Here is a 12,193-nt window from a genome sequence, read left to right on the forward strand (position 1 = left end):
GCGCGGGTCGTTTCCGCCCGGCTCCCCGAGGGCAGTCCCTCGCGCATGGACCTCCACCTCGCCGCTCCACCGCCGTCATGACCGTCACCCTCGACGTCCCGTACGCCGTCCTCCGCGCCGCCCGCGAGCGGTGGGATGCGGCGGGCGACGAGCTGGACGGCGCCTGGCGCCGGCTCGCCCGCCGCTCGACGGCTGAGCTGTCCGACGGCGTGGTGGCGGCCGTCGAGGCCTTCGCCGAGCCCTGGGTCGACGAGGTCAAGGCGATCGCGGGGCTTGCCGCGGGCTATGCCGAGGAGTTCGTGTTCTTCCATCGCCTGCTCGTGCTCGTCGACCGCGCCCAGGCCGAGCGGCTGCGCACGCTGCTGCCGTGGACGCAGCGCGACGCCGAGGTCGGCGAGCGGAGCGGGCCGTGACCGTCGTCCACGTGCCCGCCCACGTGCCCGCCTGCTCGCGCCTGGACTCCGCCCCCGTCGGAGCCCAGGACCTCGCGACCGACCTGCGGGCCAGCGCGGTCGCGGTGAAGAACGTGCGCGCCTGGACGGTCTCGGTCGCGGCCCCGGACTGGGCCGGCGACACGGCGCGGGCCCACGACCACGCGGCCACCCGGCTCGCCGGGCGCCTCGACGCCGCCGCGGCGGCCCTCGACATCGCGGTCACGGCGGTCGACCGCTTCGGTGACCGGCTCGCCCACCTGTTCGCGCGCCGGGCCGAGCTCACCGCTCAGCGCCACGAGCTCAACCACGCGATCGACGAGCTCGCTGCCGCGGTGCTCGCGGCGAGCGACGACGACCGGCTGGCCGAGCTCGAGCGGCGCGCGGCGCGGCTCACGACGCGGGCGGTCGCGCTGCGGGAGCGGATCGAGGCGTGGAACGACGACGAGCGGGATGCCGAGCGCGACCTCCTGGCCGCGCTCGGGGCCGCGGACAGCGTGCGCGAGGGCGCGAGCGCAGCGGCCGACGCCGGCCGACCCGACGTAGCGGCCCTGGCGGCGACGCTGACCGCCCTCGCCGGCCGTCCCGCCGCGCTCGCCGCCTGGTGGCGGCGGCTCGGCCGCGCCGAGCGGGCGGCCCTCACCACGGAGCATCCCGGCCTCGTCGGCGCGGCGGGCGGCCTCCCGGTCGGCGACCGCGACGAGGCCAACCGCGCCGTCCTGGCCCGCGACCTCGACTACTACCCGGAGCGGGACGACGACGCCCAGCTCGGCCGCCCCGAGCGCGACATCCTGAGCAATGCCAGCGCCGTCCAGGACGCTCTCGACGAGCACCGCCACCTCCTCGACGCCGCGAACGGTACCCATCTCGCGGAGCTGATGGCCTATGCGCCCCATCTCCACTCCGGCGACGGCGGGGTCGCGGTCAGCTTCGGGGACCCCGACACCGCTGCCCACGTGTCGGTCAACGTCCCGGGCCTGACCACCGAGACGTCGAGCCTGTCGGGCAACCTCGCGAAGATGCTGGACCTGCACGAGGCGGCCGTCGACGAGGGGCGCGGCAGCGTCGCCACGGTGTACTGGGCCGACTACGACGCCCCCAGCGGCAACCCGCTGAACCCGTTCGACGCCCTCGGCCAGGCCGACTTCGACGGTGTCGCCCTGACCGCCAAGGCGGAGGCGGGCGGCGAGCGGTTGTCCGCCTTCGTCGACGGCGTGCGCGCCTCCGACGAGGGTCCGCGGGCGCACCTCACCTCCATCGGGCACAGCTACGGGTCCACCACGGTCGGCCACGCGCTGCTCGCCGGTCTCCCGGTGGACGACGTCGTGCTCGCCGGCAGCCCGGGAGTCCCGGCGGCGAGCGCCGCGACCCTCACCGCGGCCGATGTGTGGGTCGGCAGCAAGGACCACGATCCGGTCTCGCTGCTCGGCCGAGGGGATCGCGGCGGCATCGGCGCGCTCGGTCACGACCCCGCCGCGGCCGGCTTCGGCGCCCACCGGTTCGAGACGGGGGACGGCGCGCTGCGGGCCGAGGAGCTGCTGGCCAACCACACGTCGTACTACGCGGGCTCCTCGCTGGAGAACGTGGCCCACGTGGTGTCCGGCGCCGACGAGGAGGTCACCCCGCAGCCGGCCCGCGGAGCCGACGGCGGCCGGCACCTCACCCTGCCCGAGCTCCTGGTCGCCTCGAGCGCGTCCAGCGCCGGGCACGCCCTCGCCGAGGCCGGCACCTGGCTCTGGGCGCACTCGCGCTTCGGGAAGCTCCCGTGACATGCGCCTTCACGAGAGAGCCCCTCTGCTGGTGCCGGCGGCCCTGCTGCTCGCCTTCGGCCCGTCCGGCTGCACCGCCGGTGGCGGTGGATCGCACCCGGCGGTCGAGGAGGTCGTCAGTGCGGCCGACGGCCTCGTGGAGGGCGAGCTCCACGAGATCGCCACCGCGTTGCGCCTCGGCGGACCCGTCGGGAGCCGGTCGTTCTCCCTGTGCGGAGAGAGCTACGCGCCGGGTGGCGTCCGCCTGCGGACCGTCGTGCGCTTCGACTCCTCCGACACCGTGAGCCCTCGGGAGGGTCGTGCCGCGGCGGCGGCGGTGCTCGAGGCCGCCGGCTGGTCGGTCGACCGCGACGGCGAGCCGGCGCCGGGGGAGCGGGTGGTGGTCCTCACGGCCACGAAGGACCGGCTGGTGCTGCGCGTCGAGCTCGCGTGGGGAGTCGTCCAGGTGGGGCTGCGGTCCACCTGCGTGGAGACGCCCGACGACGTGGCTCGGACGTACGACGACCGCCCCGCCACCGCCGTGGAGTGGTCCTCGTAGAGTCGGCCGCGATGGGAGACCTCAGCCTGACCGTCGTCGCACTCCTCGCCCTCGCCGCCCTGACCGCCGGGTTCGTCGACGCGGTGGTCGGCGGGGGTGGCCTGGTGCAGCTGCCGGCCCTCCTCCTCGGGCTGCCCGGCGCGAGCCCGGTCCAGGTGCTGGCGACCAACAAGATCGCCTCCGTGTGCGGTACGGCGGCCAGCTCGGTCACCTACTACCGCAGGATCGGCCCCGACCCTCGCACCTTCGTGCCGCTCATGGCGCTCGCGCTGGCGGGGGCCTTCTCCGGCGCGCTGCTCGCCTCCCGGATCCCGCGGGAGGCCTTCGAGCCGATCGTCCTGGTCGCTCTCGTCCTCGTGGGCGCCTATGTCGTGCTGCGTCCGCAGCTGGGTGAGCAGACCGCGCTGCGCTTCGCGGGGCACCGGCACCTGGCCGCGGCGATGGCCGTCGGGTTCGTGATCGGCCTCTACGACGGCGTCCTCGGGCCCGGCACCGGGAGCTTCTTCGTCTTCGCCCTCGTCGGGCTGATGGGCTACGACTTCCTCCACGCTTCGGCCAAGGCCCGGCTCGCGAACCTGGCGACGAACCTCGGCGCGCTGCTGCTCTTCGTCCCGACCGGAGCGGTGCTCTGGGACGTCGGGCTGATGATGGGCGCCTGCAACCTCGTCGGCGGCTATCTGGGCGCCCGGACGGCCGTCGCCCGCGGGTCCCGGTTCGTCCGGTGGTTCTTCATCGCCGTCGTCGGCGCCTTCACGGTCCGCATCGGCGGCGGTGTCCTCGGACTGTGGTGAGCACTAGCCTGGCGTCATGAGCATCCCGGTCGACCCCGCGGACCTGCGCGCGGCGCTGGCGGACTTCGACAGCGGCTACCTCCTGACGACGTCCTCGCCGCGGGTGAAGGTCGTCACCGTCGACCCGGTCGCCGGCGACGGCGGCACCCTGCGCATCCCCGGCCCGGGGCGCGGGACGCTGCGCAACCTCGCCGAGAACCCGCTGGTGACCGTCGTCTTCCCGCCGCGCGAGCGCCACGGCCACACGCTCCTGGTCGACGGCAGCGCCGTCGTCGAGGGCGACGACGTCGTCGTGACCGCCTCCGGCGCGGTGCTGCACCGTCCGGCCGCCCACGCCGACGGGCCGCTCCCGCCCGACGGCTGCGGCCACGACTGCGCCCCGGTCGGATGAGCCCCTTCTGGGTCACCGCGTTCCTCGACAGCGCGCCCGACCACCACCAGGAGAGCGTCGGCTTCTGGCAGGAGGCCACCGGCTACGCCGTCTCGGCCCCGCGCGGCGACCACGACGAGTTCGCGTCGCTGCTGCCGCCCGATGGCGATCCCTATCTCAAGGTCCAGCGCCGGCACGCCGGAGCCGACCGGATCCACCTGGACCTGCACGTGCCCGACCCGCTGGCCGCGGCCGACGCCGCTCGGGTGGCGGGAGCGACGATCATGGCGGACCGGGGCTACATCGTGATGGCGTCGCCGGCGGGCTTCGTGTTCTGCTTCGTGGACCACCCCTCCTCCCGGTGTCCCGCCCAGGGGTCGCGCGTCGACCAGGTCTCGATCGACGTGCCGCGGGCGGCGTACGACCGGGAGCTGGCGTTCTGGACGGCGATCACCGGCTGGCGGCAGCGGACCTCCTCGGTCACCGAGGACTTCCGCTTCCTGGGCCCGCCCGAGGGTCAGCCGCTCGGCCTGCTGCTGCAGCGGCTCGGCGCCGACGACGACGGCGACATCCGCGCGCACCTCGACTGGGGCACCAGCGACCGCGCCGCGGAGACCGAGCGGCACCTGGCGCTGGGCGCGCGCGTCCTCGCGCAGCACCGCTACTGGACGGTCCTCGCCGACCCGGTCGGGCGGGTGTACTGCCTGACCGACGGCCCGGCCGGATGAACCCGGAGCTGAGGGAGCTGCGCTCGTTCCTGGACGCGCAGCGCGACACCCTGCGTCGCCAGGTGGCCGGTCTGGACGCCGGTCAGCTGGCGCAGCGCCTGGCGCCCTCGACGATGACCTTGGGCGGGATGCTCAAGCACCTGGCCTATGTCGAGGACTTCTGGCTCCACGTGATCCTGCTCGACCAGGAGCCCACGCCGCCCTTCGAGGCGGTGGACTGGCGGTCCGACCGCGACTGGGACTGGCGCACCGCGGCCGACGACAGCCCCGAGGAGCTGCACCGGCTCTTCGAGCGGAGCATCGCGCGGTCCGACACCGCGCTGGACGCGGTCGACGACCCCGAGGCGCGGGCCGCGCGCGGGCGGCGTCGTGGCGCCGCCCCGCCCACGGTGCGCTGGCTGCTGCTGCACATGATCGAGGAGTACGCCCGCCACTGCGGGCACGCCGACCTCCTCCGGGAGGGCATCGACGGGACGACCGGTCTCTAGGACTGGTCGCCGGCGGGTGTGAAGCCCGGCAGGAACTCCTGCATGATCGCGCGGAAGGGCGCCTCGGCCTCCAGCTGGCTGAGGACGCCGACGCCGCCGAGCCAGGTGCGGTGGATGAGGACGTACGACGGCGGCAGGTTGAGCTTGATGCTGACCGTGTAGGCAGGGTCCTTCGGGTTGTTGATCCGTTGGAACTGCTCGCGCATCCACTCCCGGCTGAACCGGAACCGCTCCACCAGCGTCGGGTCCACGAAGGGCGCGAGGTAGTCCATCAGCAGCTGCGGCTCGATCCGGATCCGGTCCTTGAGGAAGCCCTCCTCCCGCAGGCCGGCGAGGAGCGCCTCGCCGTCGCCGGCGGCACAGAGGCTGATCAGCCGTCCCATCGGCTCCGGCAGCCCCCGCTGGGGCAGCCGGGCCACCGCGCCGTAGTCGAGCACGCCGATCCGTCCCGGTGAGCCGTCGGCGTTCGGCACGATCCGGAAGTTGCCGGGATGGGGGTCGGCGTGGAGCAGCCCGGTGCGGGCCGGGCCCGAGAACAGGAAGCGGGTGAAGATCTCGCCGTAGTGGTCGCGCTCCTCCGGGCTGCCGTCGGCGATGACCGCCGCGAGCGAGCCGGCGGAGTCCAGCCATTCCGTGACCAGCACGCGCGGCCCGACCGCCACCACGTCGGGCACCACGATGTGCGGGTCGTCGCGGAAGGCCCGGGCGAACTCCCGCTGGGCCTCGGCCTCGAGGTCGTAGTCGAGCTCCTCGCGCGCCCGGGCCTGGACCTCCTCCACCAGCGGCTTCATGTCGACGCCCGGGATCAGCGGGCCGATCGCCCGGGCCGCGCGGGCGAGGGTGCGTAGGTCGGCCATCAGCGCCTCGCCGGCGTCCGGGTACTGCACCTTCACCGCGACCCGGCGGCCGTCGTGCCAGGTGCCCTCGTGGACCTGGCCGATGCTCGCGGCGGCGGTGGGGGCCCCGTCGAGCCAGACCAGGCGCTCGCGCCAGTCGGCGCCGAGGTCCTCGGTGAGGATGTCGCGCACGGTCTGCGTCGGCATCGGGGGAGCGGAGTCCTGCAGCCGGGTCAGCTGCTCACGGTACGGCGCCGCCATCTCCTCCGGCAGCGCCGACTCGAGCACCGACAGCGCCTGACCGAACTTCATGGCGCCGCCCTTGAGCTCGCCGAGGGTCCGGAACAGCTGTTCGGCCGTGCGCTGCTGGATGTCGCTCATCACCGCCTCGGCGGACGCGCCGCCGAGGCGCCGCCCGAAGCCGACGGCCGTGCGGCCGGCGTACCCGAGGGGCAGTGCCGCGAGCCGCGCGGTGCGGGCCGCGGCCTTCTTGGGGAGGTCGGCCATGGCCCCAGTCTGTCAGTGCTGCGGGAACGGGACGCCCGTGTTGGCGTGGCAGCGGTAGCCGTGCGGCACCTTGTGGAGGTACTGCTGGTGCTGCGGCTCCGCGTAGTAGTACGCCGGGGCGGGCGCGATCTCGGTGGTGATGTCGCCGTAGCCGCGGCGCGCGATCTCGTCGCCGTAGACCTTGGTCAGCTCCCGCGCGACCTGCTCCTGCTCCGGGGTCGTGTAGTAGATCGCGGAGCGGTACTGGGTGCCGATGTCGTTGCCCTGGCGCATGCCCTGGGTCGGGTCGTGGACCTCGAAGAACTGCTTGACGAGGTCCGCGTAGGTCACCCGCTCCGGGTCGAACACGATCCGCACCGCCTCGGTGTGGCCGGTGCGACCGGTGCAGACCTCCTCGTAGGTCGGATGGGGCGTCACGCCGCCGGCGTACCCGACGGAGGTCGACCACACGCCGGGGACCTGCCAGTAGATCTCCTCGGCGCCCCAGAAGCAGCCGAGTCCGAAGATCGCGACCTCCAGGCCGTCCGGCACGTCGTCGGTGACGAGCGGGGTGCCGAGCACCTCGTGGACCGCGGGAAGGGCGAACGCCGGGCTCGTGCGGCCGGGGAGCGCCTCGGCGGGGTCGACCATCTCGGTCGTACGGCGGGAGAACATGGCTCCATTGTCGCCGGGCGCGCAAGGGGCGGGCCGCCGCAGCGACCCGCCCCCGCCCGCCGCGTCCCCACCCGCAGCAGTTCGTGCGCCCCGGTTGCCTCAGGAGAGGCAGAGCGCGGTCACCTGGAGCTGGACCTGGCCCTGGGCTCCGAAGTCGACGATGCCCTTGGCCTTCCAGCCGTTGCCCGAGACGGTGCTCGAGTGGAGGTAGGTGTTGGAGTCCAGCTCCCCGGTGCCCACCCACTGGGCGCCGCCGCCGATCACCTTGGTGCCGGCCGGGCAGGCCACCGCGGCGTCGGCGCGGCCGACCGCGAAGCCTCCGTTGGTCGTCCCGTCGCCGTCCTGCGTCGGGGCGGACGTCGCCTGGACGGTCACGATGCCCACGTCGGACGCGCGGACCGCACCGTCGGCGATCTTGTCGCTGGTCACCGCGCCCGCGGCGAGGTCCTTGTTCTTCACCTGGCCGTTCTTGATGCTCTTCGACACGACGCTGTTCTTCGCGGCCTTCTCGGCGGCGTAGGCGACACCGGTCGTCGACGCGACGAGGGCGAGCAATGCCAGGACCAGGGCCACGGTGGCACGGCTGCCGCCGCGGCGGGGCGCGGAGTCGGTGGTGCGGAACGGGATCTTCATCGTCACTCCTGTTGTCTCTCTTCGGGGGGTGGCGCCGCCGGTCAGGGCACCGGGAGGTCCTCGACCCGCTGGACATCCGTGCGCGCACGGATGAACTCAGGCAGGAGGGCGAGGGCCTGCTCGGCGTCCGGTGCCTCGACGTCCCACCAGACCTGGTGCTGTCCCGCCGCGCACGACGCCAGGGCGGCGTTCTTGCGCAAAGGACTGGCAAAGCCCTGCCAAGAGGCGAGGCTTGCGCCACACTCGTCGGGTGCGTGGCCGTGGACGATCCGGAACCGCGGCATGGCCGCGATCCTCCGGCCGCCCGTGCCGTCGCCTCATCGGTAGGTCCTACGTAGCCGCCCCCTGAGATCTCGGGCGCAGAAGGCAGGATGCAGGTGCAGGAGCTCCCCCTCGTCGGCCGTGACGCCGAGATCGCCTGGCTGGCCGGCGCTCTCGACGGTCTCGCGCGCGGCGAGGGAGGGGTGGCGGTGCTGACGGGACCGCCCGGCATCGGCAAGACGCGGCTCCTGGACGAGGCGGCCGCGCGGGTGAGCGACGAGGCGCTGCTGCTGCGGGGTCGGGCGTCCGAGTTCGAGCGGACCTTCCCCTTCGGCGTCTTCGTCGACGCGCTCGACGACTATCTCCGCTCGCTGGCGCGCAGCCCGCTGGCGGAGATCGACCCGGCCAGCCATGCCGAGCTCACCCTCGTCTTCCCCGGCCTTCGTGCCCACGCCGCCGCCTCGGAGGTGGGACGTCCGACCGCCGACGGCCGGGTCCGGGCGTACTTCGCGCTCCGCTCCCTCCTGGAGGTCCTCGCCCAGGGTCATCCCGTCGTGCTGCTCCTCGACGACCTGCACTGGGCCGACCGCGCGTCGGTCGAGCTGCTGGCGCACCTGGTGCGCCGACCGCCCCGCCAGCCGGTGCTGATCGCGGCGGCCTTCCGCGAGCACCAGGTGGATCCCGACCTCGAGGCGGTCGTGGAGCGCGGCGCCGCCGAGGGCCGGATCGAGCTGCGCCGGATCGCCCCGCTGAGTCCCGCCGAGGCGGGTGAGCTGGTCGGGCGCTCGGAGCAGGAGGCGCAGCGCTGGCACGAGCTCAGCGGTGGCAACCCGCTGCTGCTTCTGGAGATGGACCGGGCCGGGCAGGGGGTAGGGGCGCCGGAGAGCGGGCCTGCCGCCGCGTTCGCCGCTGTGGTCGGCCGCGAGCTCGAGCCGCTCTCGGCTGCGGCGCGCGCCCTCGTGGAGTCCGCTGCGGTGGTGGGTGACCCCTTCGACCTCGACCTCGCGATCGCCGCCGCGGGGCTCGAGCACGGCAAGGCGCTCGCGGCTCTCGACGAGCTCGCCGGACATCGGCTGGTGCGTCGCACCGAGGTGCCGCGCCGGTTCGCGTTCCGGCACCCCCTCGTGCGCCATGCCGTCTACGACGGGCTGGGACCGGGCAACCGGCTGGCGACGCACGAGAGGTGCGTCGCCGCGCTGTCGGCCCGTGACGCCCCTGCCGTGGAGCTCGCCCACCACGTCGAGCACGCCGCGCGCCCCGGGGACCTCGCGGCGGTCGCCGTCCTCGAGGCGGCGGCGACCGAGGTCGCCGCCCGCGCTCCCGCCAGTGCGGTGCGGTGGCTGGGGTCGGCGTACCGGCTGCTGCCTCGTCAGGCGGACGCCGACGAGCGCCTCCGGCTGGTGGAGCCCCGCGCCGCCCTCCATCTGGCGATCGGTGAGGTCGACGAGGCGCACGCCTCCCTGGTCGAGGCTTTGGCCCTGACCCGGTCCGAGGACCGGGCCCGCCAGACCCGCCTGGCGACCGCGTGCGCCGGGGTCGAGCAGCTGCTGGGCCGCCATGCCGAGGCCGGTGAGCGTCTCGAGCGATGCCTGGCACAGCTGCCTGCCGACGCCGGGGAGGCCGTGGTGGAGGTGCTGGTGGCCCTCGCGATGACCCACTTCTACCGGCGCCAGGTCCCCGAGATGTGCGCGCTGGCGCGTCGCGCCGTCGAGATCGCCGAGCAGGTCCGGGACCCGGTGCTCCAGGCGCGCGCGCACGGCGCGCTCGCCTTCGGGGCCGCGCTGGCCGGGGACGTGCCCGTCGCGGAGCGGCACGCCCACCGGGCCGGCGCCCTGGTCGACGCACTCGCGGACGCGGACCTGGCGCGGCAGCTGGACGCGATCGGCCTGCTGGCCGGTGCCGAGCTCTACCTCGAGCGGTTCGGCGACGCGGTCCGTCACGGGACGCGGGGGCTCGCCGTCGGTCGCGCCACCGGGACGAGCGCCAGCGCACCGCTGCTGGTGCCGACGGTCGGCAGCTCGCTGTGGGTCACCGGCCGGCTCGACGCCAGCGTCACGCTGCTCGACGAGGCCGTCGAGTCGGCGCGTGCCGCACGCAACCGGCAGGCGCTGGCGTGGGGGCTGTTCAACCTCGGCTTCGCGCAGGCCAAGGCCGGCGCGTTCGAGGCCGCCCTGGAGACGACGGACGAGGCGCTGGGCATCGCCCTCGGCCTGGGCGACTCCGTGCTGGTGAGCTGGGCGGCCGCCTGCTGGGCGCAGGCGCGGATCCACACCGGCGACGCTGCCCGAGCGCTCGAGGTCATGTACGCGCACTGCGGCGGCCCGGAGCTGCCCGGCCTGCCGGGCGGCTGGCGCACCCACTACCTGGACCTGGCGGTGGCGTGCCTGCTGGAGACCGGCCGGATCGACGAGGCCGAGCGGACCGCGGACGTCGCCCAGCAGCTGGCCGGCGCGGTGCCGCTGCCCTACACGCGCGCCATGGCCGGTGCGGCCCGAGCGCGGTGCCGGCTTGCGCGTGGCGACGCGCTCGGCGCCGCCGAGGACGCCCGCACCGCGGTCGCGTACGCCGAGCAGGCCGACGGGCGCTTCGACGCCGCGTTGCTCCGCGTGCTCCTGGGCCGGGCCCTGGCCGCCGCCGGGGTCACCGAGGAGGCCGTCGCGGTGCTCGGGGAGGCCGCGGCCCGCCTCGACGCCATGGGGGCGCACCGCCACCGCGACCGCGCGGAGCAGGTGCTCGGCCAGCTCGGCCACCGGCCGCGACGTCGTACCCGGTCCGGGTCCGGCACCAGCGGTGTCGACGCGCTGACGGAGCGGGAGCGAGAGATCGCGGAGCTCCTCGCGGAGCGGTGCACCAACCCCGAGATCGCCGACCGCCTCTACCTCAGCCCGCGCACGGTGGAGACCCACGTGCGCAACATCTTCCGCAAGCTCGACGTCACGACCCGGGTGGACGCCGGGCGGGTGTGGCGCGCGAGCCGCCCCAGTAGGCTCGAGCGGTGAGCGACAACCACATCGACGATCACCACGAGCACTTCGACGGAGCGGGCTTCGAGACGCGGGCCATCCACGCCGGCTATCGACCCGATCCCACCACCGGCGCGGTGATCCCGCCCATCTACGCGACCTCGACCTATGCCCAGGACGGCGTCGGCGGGCTGCGCAACGGCTACGAGTACAGCCGCTCGGCGAACCCGACGCGGACCGCGCTGGAGTCCACCCTGGCGGCGCTCGAGGGCGGCGCGCACGGCTACGCGTTCGCCTCCGGGCTCGCGGCCGAGGACACCCTCATCCGCGCGCTGTGCAAGCCGGGGGACCACGTCGTGCTGCCCAACGACGCCTACGGCGGCACCTTCCGCCTCTTCGACAAGGTCGCCACCGCGTGGGGTGTCGAGCACAGCCCCGCCCCCGTCACCGACGTCGACGCGGTCCGGGCCGCGATCCGTCCCGGCGCCACGCGCCTGGTGTGGGTCGAGACGCCGACCAACCCGCTGCTGTCCATCGGCGATATCGAGGCGCTGGCGGCCGTGGCCCACGACGCCGGCGCGCTGCTCGTCGTCGACAACACCTTCGCGTCGTCGTACCTCCAGCAGCCGCTGGCCCTGGGCGCGGACGTCGTCGTGCACTCCACGACGAAGTACGCCGGCGGCCACTCCGACGTCGTCGGCGGAGCGCTCGTCGTGGACGACGCCGAGCTGGCCGAGCGGATCGGCTTCCACCAGAACTCCATCGGCGGCGTCGCCGGCCCGTTCGACTCCTGGCTCGTGCTGCGCGGGCTCAAGACGCTCGCCCTCCGCATGGAGCGGCACAGCGACAACGCCGAGCGGATCGCCGAATTCCTCTCGACCCACCCGGCCGTCAGCCAGGTGATCTACCCCGGTCTCGCCGACCACCCCGGCCACGCGGTCGCGTCGCGCCAGATGCGGCGCTATGGCGGCATGGTGTCCTTCCGCGTCAAGGGCGGCGAGGAGCAGGCGCTCGCCCTCTGCGCGGCGACGAAGGTCTTCACGCTGGGGGAGTCCCTGGGCGGCGTCGAGTCGCTCATCGAGCACCCGGGTCGGATGACGCACGCCAGCGTGGCCGGCACCGACCTCGAGGTCCCCGCCGACCTGGTCCGGCTCAGCGTCGGGATCGAGACGTCCGAGGACCAGATCGCCGATCTCGAGCGCGCGCTGGCCGCCACGACGTGAC

At 74.6% G+C, this 12,193-nt stretch carries 13 protein-coding genes; 9 read left to right on the forward strand and 4 right to left on the reverse strand.

Annotated features, from left to right (window positions below; all coding sequences use genetic code 11):
* Positions 1-77: 77 nt before the first annotated feature.
* Genes ACJ5H2_RS04745 through ACJ5H2_RS04775 form a run of 7 tightly spaced genes read left to right on the forward strand, consistent with a single transcriptional unit; the run spans position 78 to position 5,115 of the window.
* On the forward strand, positions 78-413 hold the full coding sequence (locus ACJ5H2_RS04745) for a hypothetical protein (RefSeq protein ID WP_408898418.1): 336 nt from the start codon (positions 78-80) through the stop codon (positions 411-413).
* Entirely contained in the window at positions 410-2,200 is a 1,791-nt protein-coding gene (locus ACJ5H2_RS04750) for an alpha/beta hydrolase (RefSeq protein ID WP_408898419.1), read from the forward strand. The genes ACJ5H2_RS04745 and ACJ5H2_RS04750 overlap by 4 nt, the downstream gene beginning before the upstream one ends.
* Before the next feature lies 1 nt (position 2,201).
* On the forward strand, positions 2,202-2,738 hold the full coding sequence (locus ACJ5H2_RS04755) for a hypothetical protein (protein WP_408898420.1): 537 nt from the start codon (positions 2,202-2,204) through the stop codon (positions 2,736-2,738).
* Positions 2,739-2,749: 11 nt separating this feature from the next.
* Positions 2,750-3,529, forward strand: coding sequence for a TSUP family transporter (locus tag ACJ5H2_RS04760; RefSeq protein WP_408898421.1), 780 nt, complete (start codon positions 2,750-2,752; stop codon positions 3,527-3,529).
* A gap of 16 nt (positions 3,530-3,545) precedes the next feature.
* The gene (locus ACJ5H2_RS04765; RefSeq protein WP_408898422.1) at positions 3,546-3,920 is read left to right on the forward strand and encodes a pyridoxamine 5'-phosphate oxidase; all 375 of its coding nucleotides are present in this window, start codon (positions 3,546-3,548) and stop codon (positions 3,918-3,920) included.
* Positions 3,917-4,627 carry a VOC family protein gene (locus ACJ5H2_RS04770; protein ID WP_408898423.1) on the forward strand — a complete coding sequence of 237 codons (711 nt, stop codon included), beginning with the start codon at positions 3,917-3,919 and terminating at the stop codon, positions 4,625-4,627. The genes ACJ5H2_RS04765 and ACJ5H2_RS04770 overlap by 4 nt, the downstream gene beginning before the upstream one ends.
* The gene (locus ACJ5H2_RS04775) at positions 4,624-5,115 is read left to right on the forward strand and encodes a DinB family protein (protein WP_408898424.1); all 492 of its coding nucleotides are present in this window, start codon (positions 4,624-4,626) and stop codon (positions 5,113-5,115) included. Before ACJ5H2_RS04770 ends, ACJ5H2_RS04775 begins: the two co-directional genes overlap by 4 nt.
* Here ACJ5H2_RS04775 and ACJ5H2_RS04780 read toward each other — a convergent pair.
* The 4 genes from ACJ5H2_RS04780 to ACJ5H2_RS04795 form a co-directional block, all read right to left on the reverse strand.
* Complete coding sequence (locus tag ACJ5H2_RS04780) at positions 5,112-6,458, reverse strand: ABC1 kinase family protein (RefSeq protein ID WP_408898425.1); 1,347 nt, start codon at positions 6,456-6,458, stop codon at positions 5,112-5,114. The genes ACJ5H2_RS04775 and ACJ5H2_RS04780 overlap by 4 nt on opposite strands.
* Before the next feature lie 12 nt (positions 6,459-6,470).
* Positions 6,471-7,112, reverse strand: coding sequence for a peptide-methionine (S)-S-oxide reductase MsrA (gene msrA, locus ACJ5H2_RS04785; protein ID WP_408898426.1), 642 nt, complete (start codon positions 7,110-7,112; stop codon positions 6,471-6,473).
* Between the two features lie 99 nt (positions 7,113-7,211).
* The gene (locus ACJ5H2_RS04790) at positions 7,212-7,745 is read right to left on the reverse strand and encodes a hypothetical protein (RefSeq protein ID WP_408898427.1); all 534 of its coding nucleotides are present in this window, start codon (positions 7,743-7,745) and stop codon (positions 7,212-7,214) included.
* A 41-nt stretch (positions 7,746-7,786) separates the two neighbouring features.
* Positions 7,787-8,029, reverse strand: coding sequence for a hypothetical protein (locus ACJ5H2_RS04795; RefSeq protein WP_408898428.1), 243 nt, complete (start codon positions 8,027-8,029; stop codon positions 7,787-7,789).
* Positions 8,030-8,122: 93 nt separating this feature from the next.
* Here ACJ5H2_RS04795 and ACJ5H2_RS04800 point away from each other — a divergent pair, with 93 nt between their 5' ends.
* Both ACJ5H2_RS04800 and ACJ5H2_RS04805 read left to right on the forward strand, forming a co-directional pair.
* Positions 8,123-11,005, forward strand: coding sequence for an AAA family ATPase (locus tag ACJ5H2_RS04800; RefSeq protein ID WP_408898429.1), 2,883 nt, complete (start codon positions 8,123-8,125; stop codon positions 11,003-11,005).
* Entirely contained in the window at positions 11,002-12,192 is a 1,191-nt protein-coding gene (locus ACJ5H2_RS04805; RefSeq protein WP_408898430.1) for a cystathionine gamma-synthase, read from the forward strand. Before ACJ5H2_RS04800 ends, ACJ5H2_RS04805 begins: the two co-directional genes overlap by 4 nt.
* The last annotated feature ends 1 nt before the right edge of the window (position 12,193 follow it).

The sequence above is a fragment of the Nocardioides pymetrozini genome, from assembly GCF_046058985.1.
Lineage (GTDB): Bacteria > Actinomycetota > Actinomycetes > Propionibacteriales > Nocardioidaceae > Nocardioides.

Excerpts from the sequence above, each read along its gene's own strand:
- ACJ5H2_RS04745 (WP_408898418.1), top strand. The coding sequence starts at position 78 with ATGACCGTCACCCTCGACGTCCCGTACGCCGTCCTCCGCGCCGCCCGC.
- ACJ5H2_RS04755 (WP_408898420.1), top strand. The coding sequence starts at position 2,202 with ATGCGCCTTCACGAGAGAGCCCCTCTGCTGGTGCCGGCGGCCCTGCTG.
- ACJ5H2_RS04760 (WP_408898421.1), top strand. The coding sequence starts at position 2,750 with ATGGGAGACCTCAGCCTGACCGTCGTCGCACTCCTCGCCCTCGCCGCC.
- ACJ5H2_RS04765 (WP_408898422.1), top strand. The coding sequence starts at position 3,546 with ATGAGCATCCCGGTCGACCCCGCGGACCTGCGCGCGGCGCTGGCGGAC.
- ACJ5H2_RS04770 (WP_408898423.1), top strand. The coding sequence starts at position 3,917 with ATGAGCCCCTTCTGGGTCACCGCGTTCCTCGACAGCGCGCCCGACCAC.
- ACJ5H2_RS04775 (WP_408898424.1), top strand. The coding sequence starts at position 4,624 with ATGAACCCGGAGCTGAGGGAGCTGCGCTCGTTCCTGGACGCGCAGCGC.
- ACJ5H2_RS04780 (WP_408898425.1), bottom strand. The coding sequence starts at position 6,458 with ATGGCCGACCTCCCCAAGAAGGCCGCGGCCCGCACCGCGCGGCTCGCG.
- msrA (WP_408898426.1), bottom strand. The coding sequence starts at position 7,112 with ATGTTCTCCCGCCGTACGACCGAGATGGTCGACCCCGCCGAGGCGCTC.
- ACJ5H2_RS04790 (WP_408898427.1), bottom strand. The coding sequence starts at position 7,745 with ATGAAGATCCCGTTCCGCACCACCGACTCCGCGCCCCGCCGCGGCGGC.
- ACJ5H2_RS04795 (WP_408898428.1), bottom strand. The coding sequence starts at position 8,029 with ATGCCGCGGTTCCGGATCGTCCACGGCCACGCACCCGACGAGTGTGGC.